Source organism: Devosia sp. Root436, from assembly GCF_001426345.1.
In the GTDB taxonomy this organism is placed as follows: Bacteria; Pseudomonadota; Alphaproteobacteria; order Rhizobiales; family Devosiaceae; genus Devosia.
The window spans coordinates 737,979-752,946 of sequence record NZ_LMEM01000009.1; the positions used below are offsets into that span (position 1 = coordinate 737,979).

A 14,968-nucleotide genomic window follows, 5' to 3' on the forward strand; every position below is an offset into this window, starting at 1 on the left:
CGGGTCGATTGCAGCCGAATATCGGACAATTTCCTTAAAACGCGCTTAACCTAAAAACTTAACCCTAACGAGAAGACAACAGCGCCATCATGGTTAACCGTAAGTAAATCTACAGTAACAGGTGGCTATACCACGTCGCGGATCGCCGCTTCGATCTGGGAAACCACGGTGGTCACGAGCGAGGCATCATCGGCCTCGCCCATGACGCGGATGACCGGCTCGGTGCCGGAGGCCCGCACCACCAGCCGCCCGCCATTGCCGAGCATGGCTTCTGCATCGGCGATGGCCTGGATGACCTGCTTATGCTCGAGCGGTTTGCCGGACTTGAACTTGACGCTGCGCAGGAGCTGAGGAACCTTGGTGAAACGCGCGCAAATCTCGGAAACGCTGCGCTCCTGCTGCTTGAGCGCCGCCAGCAATTGCAGTGCCGCCACCAGGCCATCGCCCGTCGTGGTGAAATCGGACAGGATGATGTGGCCCGATTGCTCGCCACCCACATTGAAGCCCTTGTTCCGCATGGCTTCGAGCACATAGCGGTCGCCGACCTGGGTGCGCTCGAGCGTGAGACCCAGCGAGGTCAGGTAGCGTTCAAGGCCCAGATTGGACATGACGGTGGCGACGATGCCGCCGCCGACCAGCATTTCACGCTCCAACCAGCTCTGGGCGATCACGGCCAGGAACTGGTCGCCATCGACCACATCGCCTTTCTCGTCGACGATGATGACGCGGTCGGCGTCCCCGTCGAGGGCGATGCCGATATCGGCGCGCACTTCCTTGACCTTGGCCGCCACGGCCTCGGGCGCGGTGGAGCCGACCTTGTCATTGATGTTGAAGCCATCGGGCCTGTCGCCGATGGTGAAGACTTCGGCGCCGAGTTCCCACAGCGCCACGGGAGCCACCTTATAGGCCGCGCCATTGGCGCAATCGAGCACCACGCGCAGGCCGGCGAGGTCGGTGCCGCGCGGCAGGGTGCGCTTGGCATATTCGATGTAGCGGGTGCGGGCTTCCTCGTCGCGGTGGGCCCGGCCGATATCGCGGCCATGCGCCAGCAGCGAAGTCATGTCGCTGTCGATCAGCCGTTCGATTTCCAGTTCGAGCTCGTCGCTGAGCTTGTAGCCGTCGGGACGGAACAGCTTGATGCCATTGTCGTCATAGGGATTGTGTGAAGCCGAGATCATCACGCCCAGATCGGCGCGCAGCGACCGCGTCAGCATGGCGACGGCGGGGGTCGGCATCGGGCCGAGGAAATACACATCCATCCCCACCGCGGTAAAGCCGGCGCCCAGCGCGCTTTCGATCATGTAGCCGGAGCGGCGCGTATCCTTGCCGATCACCACGCGATTGCGGTGATCGCCGCGAACGAAGGTGTGGCCGGCCGCCATGCCGACACGCAGCGCCAGCTCAGGCGTCAGCTTGGCGCCATTGGCGAGGCCGCGAATTCCGTCCGTACCGAAATACTTGCGAGCCATGGCGTATGCTTCCCCCGATCCGGCGATTCCGGTTGCGTCCGATAATACCACTTTGGGGCGAAATAGCCGATATTACCGCCAAGTAAAAGGGCCGCCTTGCGGCGGCCCCCCAGAAGTCGTTGTGCCCTTAGCTGTTGGGCTGCGGCTCCAGACCGGGCTCGGGCGGCGCGTCGGGGCGCTTCTTGCCCGCCTTGCCGGCCGACGGCACGCCGCTGGCCTTGGTCGTGGGGCCGCTGTCGTCGGGCCGCGTCGGCTGTACGCCATCCATCAGGGCGCGCAATTCATCGCCGGTCAGCGTCTCGTATTCGAGCAGCGCCTGGGCGATCGCCTCCCACTGGTCGTGATAGGTGGTGAGAATGTCCTTGGCCGAAGCCTCGCCATCCTCGATCAGCTTGCGCACTTCCTGGTCGATGATCCGGGCCGTATCGTCCGACATATGCTGGCTCTGCGTCACCGAATGGCCGAGGAACACCTCCTGGTCATTGCTCTTGTAGCGCACGCGGCCGAGCTTCTCGCTCATGCCCCATTCCATGACCATCGAGCGGGCGAGGCTTGTCGCCATCTGGATATCGCCCGAAGCGCCGCTGGTGACTTTTTCAGGCCCGAACTTGATGATCTCCGCCTCACGGCCGCCGAACAGCATGGTCAGGCGCGCCAGGGCCTTTTCGCGGGAGAACGAATAGGTGTCGCTCTCGGGCAGGGTCATCACCATGCCCAAAGCCCGGCCGCGCGGAATGATCGTTGCCTTGTGAATGGGGTCGATGCCCGCAACCTTGAGCGCGATGATGGCGTGGCCGGCCTCGTGATAGGCGGTCAGCTTCTTCTCGTCCTCGGACATGGCCATGGTGCGGCGCTCGGCGCCCATCATGATCTTGTCCTTGGCGTCTTCGAATTCGGCATGGGTGACGAAGCGCTTGTTGCGCCGCGCCGCCATCAGCGCCGCCTCGTTGACGAGGTTCATCAGGTCGGCGCCGGAGAAGCCGGGCGTACCGCGGGCAAGAACCTTGAGGTCCACATCGGGGGCCAGCGGCACCTTGCGGACATGGACCTTGAGCACCTTTTCGCGGCCCGAGACATCGGGATTGGGAACGACAACTTGCCGGTCGAAGCGACCGGGCCGCAGCAAAGCCGGGTCGAGCACGTCGGGACGGTTGGTGGCGGCGATGAGGATGATGCCTTCATTGGCTTCAAAGCCGTCCATCTCGACCAGCAACTGGTTGAGCGTCTGTTCGCGTTCGTCGTTACCGCCACCGAGACCGGCGCCACGCTGGCGACCGACGGCGTCGATTTCGTCGATGAAGATGATGCAAGGCGCATTCTTCTTGGCCTGCTCGAACATGTCGCGCACGCGGGACGCGCCGACACCGACGAACATTTCAACGAAGTCCGAACCCGAAATGGTGAAGAAGGGCACATTGGCTTCGCCGGCCACCGAACGGGCCAGCAAGGTCTTGCCGGTACCCGGAGGGCCGACCAGCAGCACGCCGCGCGGAATACGGCCGCCCAGGCGCTGGAACTTGCCCGGATCGCGCAGGAATTCGACGATTTCCTCGAGGTCCTGCTTGGCTTCGTCCACGCCGGCCACGTCCTCGAACGTCACCTTGCCATGGGTTTCGGTGAGCAGCTTGGCGCGCGACTTGCCGAAGCCCATCGCGCCGCCACGGCCACCGCCCTGCATCTGGCGGATAAAGAAGAACCATACCCCGATGATGACGATGAAGGGCAGCCAGGACGACAGCAGGATCGACCAGAACGGGCTCGATTCCGGCGCGCGGGCCGTGATCGACACGCCCTTGTCTTCCAGGCGGCTGATGACGTCGGCGCCGGCGGGCAACACGGTTTCGAACCGCGTGCCGTCACGCAGGCTGCCCGACACGACATCGTCGGTAATGGTGACGCTGGTGACGCTGCCGGCTTCGACATCGGTGACGAACTGGCTGTAGCTCTTGTCGGCAACCGACGTCGAGCGGGTCGAGGATTGAAAGACCTGGAACAGGCCCATCAGCATAAAGAGTATGACCAGCCAGATGGCGAAGTTGCGGAAATTTCCGTTCATCAATCCTGTCCCGGAGAAGCCGGCGCGAAGATGGCGCGGCGCGTGTGCCGAATGTATGTCCGGCATTGGGGCGTTACAAGGGCAAGACCTGCGGTCCTTTGGGTGCCCCGTCCAGTCATAATGTCGCGACTGGGTTAATACGCGGTGGGGATTGAATGGTTTCATGGACGTGCCGAAGCGCCGCCTGGATCGCGGTTGTCATGGATGGACGGACCCCGAGACGGCTGACGCCCCTGAGTAATTTAAGAGTGAGACGGAAGCCGTCTCGGGGCGCCGGTTTTTGGAGCAATAGACGGTGATCGCGCGTCCCAAACGCTCGAAGGGAGCGGCCGCTACTCGAACCTGCGCGGCAGCGAAGCCGGCCCGGCGCGATGGATAAGTCGGTGCTTGGTGAATACCCCGATCCACCGTGGGGCACGGCCTCAATCGATCAGCAACTGCACCGTGATGCGCTCGTCGAAACTCCAGCCGCCCAGCGACAGCACGCCGCCCGCCGCATTGCGGACGATGGGGGCGGTACGGATGGCCTCGGGCGGAGCGGTGATCTTGAAGCCGAGGAATTCCTCGAGGCGGTGGCGCGGCAGGTAATCGGCGACGCTGGCGGTCAGATCGGCCTCGGACGAGGCGTTGATGATGCGGAAGCGCTCGTCCCAGACCAGTTCGCCATGCGGGGCCAGCAGGGCATCGGGCGGCAGCGCTCGGCCCGGCTCGCGCGCCACAACGACAGAACCGTCCTTGACGCGGATGACGCAGCCCAGGACCGTGGCGGCCTTGGCAAGCCCGGCTGCAGCAATGGTCTGCCGCAGGCGCTCGACCTGGCCCAAGGCGCGCGGCTTCTGCCGGCCGCCGACAATATTGAGCACGCGACCCAGAAGGCGCGTGGAAATGGCTGGGCTGAGGCCGATAAACGGCATGAGCTCGATCCGCGCCGCGCCGAAGCCGTCGAGCCGCACGATTTCGGTGAAGCAACCATCGGCCATCTGGGCGATGGCGGCGTCGGCTTCGGCCATGCGACCGGCAAACAGCGCCAGCGCCCCCGCGTCGAGACCCAAAGCCGCCAGGTCAGGCATGGCCTGGCGCCAGCGCACACGCTCGTAATGCGGATCGGCATTGGACGGGTCTTGCGCGGGCGTGAGCCCTGCCCCATCGACCACGGCGCGCAGGGCGGCCGGATCGACGTCGAGCAACGGGCGATGCACGCGCACGCCTTCGATTTCGGCCATGGCGGTCATGCCCTTGAGCCCCTCGATGCCGCTGCCATGGGCCATGCGCATCAGCACCGTCTCGGCCTGGTCCTGCCGGTGATGGGCGGTGAGCAGCACGCTGGCGCCATCCGCCTGCATGGCGGCGCCCATCAGGCGATAGCGCGCCATGCGGGCGGCTTCCTGCACCCCGGTTGCAGGCTTGGACCCGGTCCAGGCCAGGCCGCGCGCCGCAAGGCCCAGCCGCTCGGCGGCCTGCAGCACCATGGCGACTTCGCCTGCCGCTTCGGTCCGCAGGCCATGATCGACTGAATAGACGAAAAGCCGTGGCGCATCCGCGAGGCCCGCAGCCCAACGCTGGGCCAGCACCATCAAGGCCAGGCTATCGGCCCCGCCCGATACGGCAAGGCCAATGGCCTTTTCGCCGGCCACCGCCGCGAACAGGGTCGTGAGCCCTGCCGCGTCGTCGATGTCGGAGGTCATGCGGGCGGGCATTCGGCCCTGGATTTCTCCTCGCCCAGCCGCGTGACGAAGGCCGGCGCCAGCGTGGTATAGCGCTTGTCGATCTCGGCAAAGGTGCGGCAGGCGGTTTCCCGCTCGCCGGCCCCCGACAGCGACATGCCCAGCTTAAGCAGCAGGTCGGGCGCGCGCGGGCTGTCCGGCGCCTTCTGGAAGGCGGCGAGCAGCACTTCGGCCGCCTCGTCATAGGCGCCGCGCTGAATCAGCACATCGCCGAGGAAATTGGCGGCATCGGTGGCCTGGGCGCTATCGGGATAGAGCGACAGGAACTGGCTGAACTGGTCTTCGGCAAAGGCATAGTCGCCCTTGGTGAAGGCGTCATAGCCGGCGGCGAACTGGGCGTCGGCATCGGCATTGCCCGACTTGGCGGCCGCCGGATCGAAATTCAGATTCATCGGCTGGCCGGTGGTGAGGTCGACGCCGCCGGCAGCGCCGGTGCCGACCAGGGGATCGGCGGAGTCTCCGAGGTCATCCATCGGCGCGCTCCCATCGTCGAATGTGGGATCGAACTCGGCCTCGCCCGGCAAGGGCTGCACGCCCTGCTCGGGAATATCGGTGAGTGGAACGCCATTGGCATCCACGGGAACACCATTGGCATCAGCAGGCACGGCATTGGGGTCCTGCGGCAGTGCCTCGGGCTGCGTCACGCCGCCCGCTTGGCCTGCCGCCTCAGGTTTTGGGCCGGCACCGCCTTCCAGCGCCTGGAAGCGGAATTCATTGTCTTCCTGCATGCGATTGAGGATTTCCTGCAGCTGCGTGAGCTGGAAGGTCAGGCCCTCGATCTGCCCGTTCTGCAGGCGCAACTGCTCTTCGAGCTGCTGGATACGCACCAGGAGCTGCGCCGTATCCTGCGACTGGGCGACATGGATGCGCGGCGGTTCGGCATTGGTGAGCGTCAGCCCGCCCAGCTCGGCCGGCGGCAGGGGCGTCACCTGCGCGGCCATGCCCGGAACAGTGATGCCGAGGGCGAGCGCCAGCGTGCAAAGCGCGGTGCGTCCCCTCTTGAGATAGACCGATAGCTTCAAACGACACCTCCAACGCGCTGGATCTGAGGCACCAACATGGTGCCGATGGCGCTGCCGATAAAGGGCAAATTTGGTCAAAAGAAAGCGCCCGGGCCAAATACATGACGCCGGGCGCTATTGCCTCCAGTTTGCACTGGATTGCCTCGGCCTTGCGGCCGGTATTCTTACTGGACGACCGTGACCGCGCGGCGGTTCTGGCTCCAGCAGGAAATGTCGTTGCAGATCGCCACCGGGCGTTCCTTGCCGAAGGACTGGCTGGTGATGCGCTGGCCGTTGACGCCGCGCGAGACCAGGTAATTCACCACCACCGAGGCGCGGCGGGCGCCCAGGGCGATATTGTATTCGCGGGTACCGCGCTCGTCGGCATGGCCTTCGATCATGATGCGGTAGTTCTGGTACTGGTTGAGCCAGGCGGCCTGCTTATCGAGGGTGGCCGAGGCCTCGGCGGTGAGGCTGCTCGAATCGGTCTCGAAGAACACGCGGTCACCGACCGAAACGAGGAATTCCTGCTGGCTGCCCGGCGCGCCGCCGCCCGGCCCCAGATTGCCGACACCGGTCGGCATGGTGTTGGGCGTCCGCGAACAGGCCGCAATGACCGCTACGAAAAGCAGCATCGCGACGGCGCGCAATGCGGTGTTGAGGGGTGCGGTGATGACCACGGGAGGCTCCTGAAAAGGCAACAATCTTAAGTACGGCATTTACCGCGCTTAATCTTAAGGCCGGGTTTTCCAGCGTGGTTAATCTTGTCCTATTCGGGCGTGAATGTGGCGGGAATCCTGGCTTTTTTGTGATGATGCAGGATTGTCACAGGGCCGGTGCGTGATCACGTTAAGGTTAAGTGGAACCTCTTCACCTCTCCCTTCGGGGGAGAGGTCGACTTGCAAAGCAAGGCGGGTGAGGGGGCCTTCCCCGAACACCGCACCCAGTAAAGGCCCCCTCACCCGGCGCTGCGCCGACCTCTCCCCCAAGGGAGAGGTGAAGAAAGAGCCCCCTACCCCCGCAACCCCGACCAGGCCGGATCGGACGCGTAGCTTTCCGTCGGGATCGTGAGAAGGTTGCGGCCCCAGATGTCGACGCTCATCAGCTTGGGGCCGTCATTGCCGCCCGGATCCTGGAAGAACATGATGACGCGGCCATTGGGTGCCCAGGTGGGGCCTTCGGCGTGGAAGCTCGAATAGAGCATGCGCTCGCCCGAGCCATCCGGGTTCATGATGCCGATATTGAACTGGCCGCCCGATTGGCGGGTGAAGGCGATCAGATCGCCCTTGGGCGACCAGACCGGGGTGGAATAGAGGCCCTGGCCGAAGCTGATGCGCTGGGCGTTACCGCCGCCCGAGCCCATCATGTAGATCTGCGGCGAGCCGCCACGATCGCTTTCAAAGACGATGCGGCTCCCATCCGGCGAATAGGACGGGCCGGTATCGATGGCCGCGCCGGAGGTGAGCTGCTGCGGCGTGCCGCCGCCGGTGCCCACCGCATAGATATTGGTGGCGCCGCCCTGTTCCACCGAGAAGACCACGGTACCGCCATCGGGCGAAAAGCGCGGGGCGAAGGTCATGGCGCCGACATTGGCCAGCCGCTGCTGGCGGCCGGTCGAGAGTTGCAGCAGGTAGACCTGCGGATTGCCGTCGGCGAAGTTCATATAGGTCACCATGTCGCCATTGGGGGCGAAGCGCGGCGTCATCGCCATGGTCGATCCATCGGTCAGATACTGCACATTGGCGCCATCCTGATCCATGATGGCGAGGCGCCGCACGCGATTGGCCTTGGGGCCGCTTTCGGCGGTGTAGATGACGCGGGTATCGAAATAGCCGGTGCTGCCGGCCAGCGATTCATAGATCGCGTCCGAGATGATGTGGCCGACGCGGCGCGCCGAATTGGGATCGGTATTGTAGCTCTTGCCGACGACCTGGGCGGCCTGCTGGGTATCCCAGACGCGTACCGAGGACGAGATTTGCCCGCCGCGCTCCACCCCGCCCATGACCAGCGCATCGACATTGGCGGTGCGCCAGGTGTTGAAATCGGGCGTGTTGTTGACATCGCCCACCTGCACCGGCAGCGAGGCCGGGTCGAGCGGCAGGAACAGGCCCGACCGGCGCAGGTTGTTGCGCACGATATCGGCGATTTCCTTGCCGAAGGCCGGGTCGGACGAGGCGAAATCGGGAATGGCGATCGGCAGCGGCTGGAAATTGGCGCCTTCCACCACGATACGCAACTGCGCCATCGCCATCGAGGAGCCGGCCAGCAGGGCCCCGCCAGCCAGGCCGAGCTTGAGCGCGTTGCGCCGGGTCAAAAGGGTCATATCAGGTCTCCATTCTCCGCCATCGGCAGGCATTCTGCCCGCCAGACGTGCCAAATCCAAAAATCACGGCCGCAGTTCCACGTCGATCTGCCGCCATTCGTCATACGCATCCGCCGAGAGGCGGTAGGGCCCGCAATTCGTCACCGCGCGCTGCGCCGCACGGGCAATGGCGCCGCCGGCCGGCGAGGCATCGGCCGAGATGATGGCCGGAATGCCATTGACCGTGCCGTCCGGGTTGAGGCTCACCATCAGCCGCACATTGAGGCCGCTGTTGATGTCGCTGGGCAAAAGGTTCCAGCATTGCTTGATCTGGCCCACCAGTCCGTCGATCTCCGACCGGCTGAGCCGCGCCGAGGTGCCGTCCGTGTCGCCCAAGGTCGGCGTGCCGCCCTGCCCGGTCGTGCCGCCGGTGGTGTTGTCGTTGTTGATGATGGCGGAAATATCGTCGGCCAGCGACGCATCGAGCTGCGGCGTCGGCTGCTGTTGCTGGGCCTGCTGGACGGCAGCCTGGCGCTTGCGCTCCTCTTCCTCGCGCTTCTTGCGCTCGGCCTCGGCCGCAGCGAACTGCTGGCGCTTCTGTTCGAGATTGGCCGGACGGCTTGCCGGCACCGGCGCCGCCACCTGCGGGGTGGGCGGCTCGGGCTCGGGTTCCGGCTCGGGCTCAGCTTCGGGGACCGGCTCCGGGATCGGCTCGGGCGTCGGGGTCGGCGCCGGAACGGGCGCCGGCGTGGGCCGCGTGGCGGGCACCGGGGGGGCGACCGGTTCGGGTGTCGGCTCGGGTTCGGGAGCGGGTTCAGGCTCCGGCGCCGGAACAGGCTCGGGTTCCGGCTCGGGCGTGGGTTCCGGGGTGGTTTCGGGGGCCGGCGCGGTATTGGTCACCGGGGCCGGCGTCGGAATATCGGCCGGCGAGGGCGTCACCTGGTCTTCTTCGGTATTGCCGGTGGGCTGGGCCAGTTCGGCTTGCCTGTCGTCTTCGACGATGGAAGGCGTATCGGTCTCGACGATTTCGCTATCGAGCTGGCCGGCGCGGATATTGGAAAATTCCTCGATCGGCACCAGGTCGACCGAGATCGACTCCACCGCCGGCGTCAGCGGCTCGGCAAACCCCAGATTGATGAGGCCGATAGTCAGCACAGCGATGTGGGCGACGATCGAAACCGCAAGGCCGGTACGCACTGGACTAGCCCGGCTCTTTCTCGGTGATGAGGCCGATCTTGGTGAAGCCGGCCGCCGAGAGAATGCCCATGACCCGCATCACCGAGCCGTAATTGGCGGTGGTGTCGCCGCGCAGGAAGATGCGGTCCTCGGTGCCATTGGTGGCGAGCGCCGATACGGCCGGGACAAGTTCGGCTTCGGCCACGACATCCTCGCCGACATAGATCGTGCCGTCCGGCGTCACCGCCACGGTGATCGGCTGGGTCTGGCTCGGCATTTCGTTGGCTGCGGTCTGCGGCAGGTCGATGGGCACGCCGGCCGTCATCATCGGCGCGGCCACCATGAAGATGATGAGCAGCACCAGCATGACGTCCACCATCGGCGTCACGTTGATCTCGCTCATGATCGCCTTCTTCTGGCGGCGCCGACGGCGCCCGCCGCCGCCACCGCCTGCCGTGGCACCCATGCCCATGTCAGCGGCTCCTTGCTTCGAGCTGGCGGCTGAGAATGGTGGAGAATTCGTCGGCAAAGCCTTCCAGCCGCCCGATCATCTTGCCGGCATCGGAGCTCAGCTTGTTATAGGCGATAACCGCCGGAATGGCGGCAACCAGGCCGATGGCCGTGGCGAACAGGGCCTCGGCGATGGGGCCCGCGACCACGGCAAGGTTGGTGCTCGAGGAAGCGGCAATGGCGGTAAAGGCATTCATGATGCCCCAGACGGTGCCGAAAAGGCCGATGAAGGGGCCGGCCGAACCGATGGTGGCGAGAAAGCCGAGGCGCTTTTCCAGATGCTCGCTTTCGCGGGCAATGGCCACATCGAGCACTTTGTCGAGCCGCTGCTGCATGCCCACGAAGCTGGCGGCGTTCTGCTCGTGGCTGCGCTTCCACTCCTTCATGGCGGCGACGAACACCGCCCCGAGCCCGCCCGAAGTCTTTTCGGACTGCTGCTGATAGAGCTCCTCCAGCGACTGGCCGGACCAGAATACGCGCTCGAAGCGGTTCATCTCCGCTTGGGTGCGGCGATAGGTGATGGTCTTGTCGATGATGATGGCCCAGCACCAGATCGAGGCCCCGAGCAGGCCGAGCATCACTGCCTTGACGATCCAGTCGGCAGCCCAGAACAGCCCCCAGATGGAGAAATCGGTGTGCGGAGCAACCGCTCCCACAGCGTCCATGGCTTCCATGTCGTGATCCCTTTTGGCCCGGTTCGCTTGACCGACCCTCAAGCATCAGGCGATGGGGTCGAAATCTGTCAAAATTAAGAGAAATGCCCGGCAAACCGGCCCTTTGCGAGCCGGCTCCCGGACACGTGTCCGCTTTGCCGCAATTATGGTCAAGAAGAAGTTAAGAAAGAGAGTCGGGGCAACAAGCTGTGAAGGAACGTCAGCCCCTGGAGCCCGTTGATCGGCAGGCGCCGATCCCGGCGCGTTCCACAGGAGGAAGCTCATGACGATTCGTATCGCGTCCCTGGCCGCCATCACGTCGGTAGCAATGCTGCTGGCTGCCCCGGCCTATGCCGAAATGCTCAACATGACGGCCGAACTCACCGGCGCCGCCGAGGTTCCTGCCAATGATTCCGCCGGCACGGGCACGCTTGAAGCCACCTATGACACCGAAACCATGATGTTCACCTGGGCGGTCAACTATGAGGGGCTGACCGGCGATGCCACCGCCGCGCATTTCCACGGCCCGGCCGCTGCCGACGCCACTGCCGGCCCCGTAGTCCCGATCGATGGCGATCTCGCCAGCCCGATCGAGGGCTCGGCCACCCTGACCGAGGAGCAGGCAACCCAGTTGCAGGACGGGCTGTGGTATTTCAACGTCCACACCGCCAAATATCCCGATGGCGAAATCCGGGGCCAGGTGACGGCTGCGGCGATGTAACGAAAAAGGGGACCGGTCAGTCGGTCCCCTTTTTAGCGGCAAGCGCCCTGATGGCGGCAGGCATTCGCGCCGGGCCGCCACTGGTCCTGATGGCCACGACGACCACGCCGGCCCGCGTCAGCACCGCGCCATCACGCAGAATGGCCTGCGCCAGCGTCAGCCGCGCGCCGCTGACTGCGGCGATTTCGGTCGTCACGGTGAGCAGGTCATCGATATGGGCGGCACCATCGAAGGCGATATCCATCGAGCGGACGGCAAAGGCCAGGCCCTGCGCGGCCAGTTCGGAATGGTGGATGCCCTCGTCGCGCAGGAATTCGGTGCGGCCGCGCTCGAAGAATTTGAGATAGGCGGCGTGATAGACATTGCCCGAAAAATCGGTGTCTTCGTAATAGATGCGGACGGGGAAACTGTGAGCCCGGCTCATACAAACAGCCCTCCCCAAGGCTTGAAATGTTGCCACCATTCTACTGGTGTCATTATCCTTACCGGGACATTCAGCAGCCGCTCACGATGCCGAACGATCGTCCTGCGGTCCGCGGTACAGAAGGTGTCGCAGCCTAGACCGACAGCGTTTCCGATAAGTTCACGGTCTGGCATGTCCTGTAGGGCTGACAGGAATGGAGCGTCCACAGAGCGGCGGCCTAGATCATTTGCGTGAGCATAACTTTCGTTGTGAGTAAGAAGCAGATCTCTGGCGTAGTCGAGTAGGTCAGCTCGCAAATTAGCATCCGGCGTATTGGCGATCTCGTCTAGCGCCCTCGGTGAGGTGGTAACGACCCAATTCGCACGGGCCCCAACTTGCATAAGATGCATTAGCGCCTCGACGTCATGTGCACGAGTCTCAGCAACATCCTCCGGGATAGCTTCACCTTCGAAGACGCAGTTGCCATACTTCACAAGAAGGTTCACCACGCTCGTATCGAGGAAGATGCGAAGTGGCACGGAATCCCACGGGTATCGCGCGCAGTCTTCCGAGTGCTCCCCCTCCGCACGGTACATCAACCATCGACCCCGCGCCGCGTCCCAGTGTTCGAGCGTACGACGTGCGATTTTATGAGCCATGGTTGCCTACCCCGCCGGCAATGGGATCGCCCGGGTCATTCCACCGCCTCGCCTTCGTGGAACACGACATGCTCGGGCGCGCCGGACAAAGCCCGCAACCGCGCCGGCAGCCAGGGCGGCAGCAGGCACGCCTCTTTCAGCGCCGGTCCCTCAAGCGGCAGCCAGGAAAATTGCAGCAGGTGCCCTTCATCCTCGCGCACGAGGAAAGGCTGCTGGCCGCCGGGCCGCACAGTTTCGGGCAGGTCGATGGCATAGATGAAACCGAGCTCGTGATAGCGGTCGCCCTCGCGGCCATAAAAGCTCTCCGAGGTAAAAAGCAGCGAGCCGACCTCGATCGGCATGACCAGTTCCTCGGCCATTTCACGCACCAGCGCGACATTGCTGGGCTCGCCCATCTCGACGCGGCCGCCCGGCAGCATGCAGTAGCTGTCATCGTCCTCGCGGCAGACCAGCACATGCCCGTCGCGGATGGCGACGCCGGCCACCCGATAGTTGAAGCAGGTGCCCCCGACCGGAAAGCTCAGCAGGATTCGCGCACTCATTCCGCCTCCGGCTCCTCGAACAGGCTCGCCTGCAGGCCGACAAAGCCCTGCGGCACGACTTTGCCCAGATGCTGGAAGGCGGTGCCGGTGAGCATGCGGCCGCGCGGGGTGCGCTGGATGAACCCCTGCTGGATCAGATAGGGCTCGACGATTTCTTCGATGGCGTCGCGCGGCTCACTCAGCGCCGCGGCAATGGTCTCGATGCCCACCGGGCCGCCATTGTAGAAATCGGCGATGGTGGTGAGATAGCGCCGGTCGAGCTGGTCGAGCCCGCGCGCATCGACATCGAGCCGCAGCAGCGCCTTGTCGGCAATGGCGCGGGTGATCTCGCCCGAGCCGTCGACCAGCGCGAAATCGGTGACCCGGCGCAAAAGCCGCCCGGCAATGCGCGGCGTGCCGCGGGAACGGCGGGCGATTTCCATCGCCCCGTCGGGTGCCATCGGCATGCCGAGCAGCCGCGCGCCGCGCTGCACGATCTGCACCAGTTCCTCGGGCGTATAGAAATTGAGCCGCACCGGAATGCCGAAGCGGTCACGCAGCGGCGTGGTGAGGAGGCCCGCACGGGTGGTCGCGCCGACCAGCGTGAACTTGGCCAGGTCGATGCGCACCGAACGGGCGGCCGGGCCCTCGCCGATGATGAGATCGAGCTGGAAATCCTCCATCGCCGGATAGAGCACTTCCTCGATCGCCGGATTGAGCCGGTGGATTTCATCGATGAACAGCACGTCGCGCTCTTCGAGATTGGTCAGCAGCGCCGCCAGATCGCCCGCCTTGGCGATGACCGGACCGGACGTGGCGCGGAAGCCGACGCCCAGCTCGCGAGAAATGATCTGCGCCAGAGTGGTCTTGCCCAGCCCCGGCGGACCCACGAACAGCACATGATCGAGCGCCGTGCCGCGCTTCTTGGCCGCCTCGATGAAGACTTCAAGATTGGCCCGCGCCGCAGCCTGGCCGACAAATTCGGAAAAGCCCGAGGGACGCAGGGACACGTCGAGCGGATCGTCACGGCCGGCGGCAGGAGAGGTAAGGTCGGTCACGCAAGCAATTCCATTCCGGGTAGGCGTTTGGCGGCATTGCGATCGAAGGTAGCCGTCTTGGACGCACCGGCATCCTCTGCCAGCGCTGCGATGATGGCATCCGAAATGTCGGCGTTGGCTTCGCGAGCAACCAGTACAGCGTTTTCTATGAGGTCACTGCGTTCGACCACGATATTTTCACTATCGAACAACCAGTCCATCGCGCCGTGAATGGCCTCGCTCGCATAGCCGTAGCTCTTGTCCAGAACCCAGGCAAACTCTGCAACAACCACCGAACTGACGAAAGCAGGATCGTCAGCGGACCGCTGTGCCATGAAGCGCGCAGCAGCATCCAGTTGAGCCGGGTTGTCGCGAACCAGCAAGCGCACCAGAACGTTGGTATCGACACCAATCATTATCCGTTGGACCGCTGCAGGCGCTCGTCCACCGCTCGGCCAATATCCTCGTTCATCTCTTCGATAGTCACGTGCCGACCGTTGGGAGGCGAACCAAGTGCGCCTGCAAAATCTTCCAGCCGCCTGGTCTTTGCCCGCACTGTCAAAACGCCATTATCGAGTCGCCACCTCAACGCCGTGCCGTCCTTGATACCCATCGCGTCCCGCACTTCCTTAGGGATGGTGGTTTGGCCCTTGCTGGTAACGGCAGACGAAGCCTCCAGGCGAAAAACCTTATTCATTGCCAAGCTCCATTTTCCTTACTTTCCAATTATAGTAAG

General features: G+C 64.4%; 15 protein-coding genes. 1 reads left to right on the forward strand and 14 read right to left on the reverse strand.

All coding sequences use genetic code 11. The features are described 5' to 3' along the window. Nucleotides 1–125: 125 nt before the first annotated feature. The 9 genes from glmM to tolQ all read right to left on the reverse strand — a co-directional run bounded on the left by glmM (nt 126) and on the right by tolQ (nt 10,903). The gene (glmM, locus tag ASD04_RS08525) at nt 126–1,469 is read right to left on the reverse strand and encodes a phosphoglucosamine mutase (protein WP_056255331.1); all 1,344 of its coding nucleotides are present in this window, start codon (nt 1,467–1,469) and stop codon (nt 126–128) included. A gap of 127 nt (nt 1,470–1,596) precedes the next feature. Continuing rightward, complete coding sequence (ftsH, locus tag ASD04_RS08530) at nt 1,597–3,525, reverse strand: ATP-dependent zinc metalloprotease FtsH (protein ID WP_056255332.1); 1,929 nt, start codon at nt 3,523–3,525, stop codon at nt 1,597–1,599. A gap of 422 nt (nt 3,526–3,947) precedes the next feature. Continuing rightward, nucleotides 3,948–5,222, reverse strand: coding sequence for a tRNA lysidine(34) synthetase TilS (gene tilS, locus ASD04_RS08535; protein WP_056255335.1), 1,275 nt, complete (start codon nt 5,220–5,222; stop codon nt 3,948–3,950). Then, nucleotides 5,207–6,271, reverse strand: a complete 1,065-nt coding sequence (ybgF, locus tag ASD04_RS08540) for a tol-pal system protein YbgF (RefSeq protein WP_056255336.1) — start codon at nt 6,269–6,271, stop codon at nt 5,207–5,209. Before ybgF ends, tilS begins: the two co-directional genes overlap by 16 nt. Nucleotides 6,272–6,435: 164 nt before the next feature. Continuing rightward, nucleotides 6,436–6,885 (reverse strand): peptidoglycan-associated lipoprotein Pal, encoded by a 450-nt coding sequence (pal, locus tag ASD04_RS08545; protein WP_056235572.1) that lies wholly within the window; start codon nt 6,883–6,885, stop codon nt 6,436–6,438. Nucleotides 6,886–7,262: 377 nt separating this feature from the next. Next, complete coding sequence (gene tolB, locus ASD04_RS08550) at nt 7,263–8,573, reverse strand: Tol-Pal system beta propeller repeat protein TolB (RefSeq protein WP_056255338.1); 1,311 nt, start codon at nt 8,571–8,573, stop codon at nt 7,263–7,265. 63 nt (nt 8,574–8,636) lie between these two features. Further along, a complete protein-coding gene (locus ASD04_RS08555) occupies nt 8,637–9,749 on the reverse strand; it encodes a hypothetical protein (protein ID WP_056255340.1) in 1,113 nt (370 codons plus the stop codon). A gap of 4 nt (nt 9,750–9,753) precedes the next feature. Continuing rightward, nucleotides 9,754–10,200, reverse strand: a complete 447-nt coding sequence (gene tolR, locus ASD04_RS08560) for a protein TolR (protein WP_056255341.1) — start codon at nt 10,198–10,200, stop codon at nt 9,754–9,756. Nucleotide 10,201: 1 nt separating this feature from the next. Beyond that, entirely contained in the window at nt 10,202–10,903 is a 702-nt protein-coding gene (gene tolQ / locus ASD04_RS08565) for a protein TolQ (protein ID WP_056255514.1), read from the reverse strand. A 271-nt stretch (nt 10,904–11,174) separates the two neighbouring features. Between tolQ and ASD04_RS08570 the strand changes: the two genes are divergently transcribed. Then, entirely contained in the window at nt 11,175–11,612 is a 438-nt protein-coding gene (locus tag ASD04_RS08570; RefSeq protein ID WP_056255343.1) for a CHRD domain-containing protein, read from the forward strand. 16 nt (nt 11,613–11,628) lie between these two features. Here ASD04_RS08570 and ASD04_RS08575 read toward each other — a convergent pair whose 3' ends face one another. The 5 genes from ASD04_RS08575 to ASD04_RS08600 all read right to left on the reverse strand — a co-directional run bounded on the left by ASD04_RS08575 (nt 11,629) and on the right by ASD04_RS08600 (nt 14,929). After that, entirely contained in the window at nt 11,629–12,036 is a 408-nt protein-coding gene (locus ASD04_RS08575; RefSeq protein ID WP_056255345.1) for a YbgC/FadM family acyl-CoA thioesterase, read from the reverse strand. 673 nt (nt 12,037–12,709) lie between these two features. After that, complete coding sequence (locus ASD04_RS08585) at nt 12,710–13,216, reverse strand: NUDIX domain-containing protein (RefSeq protein ID WP_056255348.1); 507 nt, start codon at nt 13,214–13,216, stop codon at nt 12,710–12,712. Then, nucleotides 13,213–14,253: a Holliday junction branch migration DNA helicase RuvB gene (gene ruvB, locus ASD04_RS08590; RefSeq protein WP_082531082.1), complete on the reverse strand. Its 1,041-nt coding sequence runs from the start codon at nt 14,251–14,253 to the stop codon at nt 13,213–13,215. Before ruvB ends, ASD04_RS08585 begins: the two co-directional genes overlap by 4 nt. Continuing rightward, the gene (locus tag ASD04_RS08595; RefSeq protein WP_056255352.1) at nt 14,250–14,648 is read right to left on the reverse strand and encodes a type II toxin-antitoxin system VapC family toxin; all 399 of its coding nucleotides are present in this window, start codon (nt 14,646–14,648) and stop codon (nt 14,250–14,252) included. Before ASD04_RS08595 ends, ruvB begins: the two co-directional genes overlap by 4 nt. Next, nucleotides 14,648–14,929, reverse strand: coding sequence for an AbrB/MazE/SpoVT family DNA-binding domain-containing protein (locus tag ASD04_RS08600; RefSeq protein WP_056255353.1), 282 nt, complete (start codon nt 14,927–14,929; stop codon nt 14,648–14,650). Before ASD04_RS08600 ends, ASD04_RS08595 begins: the two co-directional genes overlap by 1 nt. Nucleotides 14,930–14,968 lie beyond the last annotated feature (39 nt).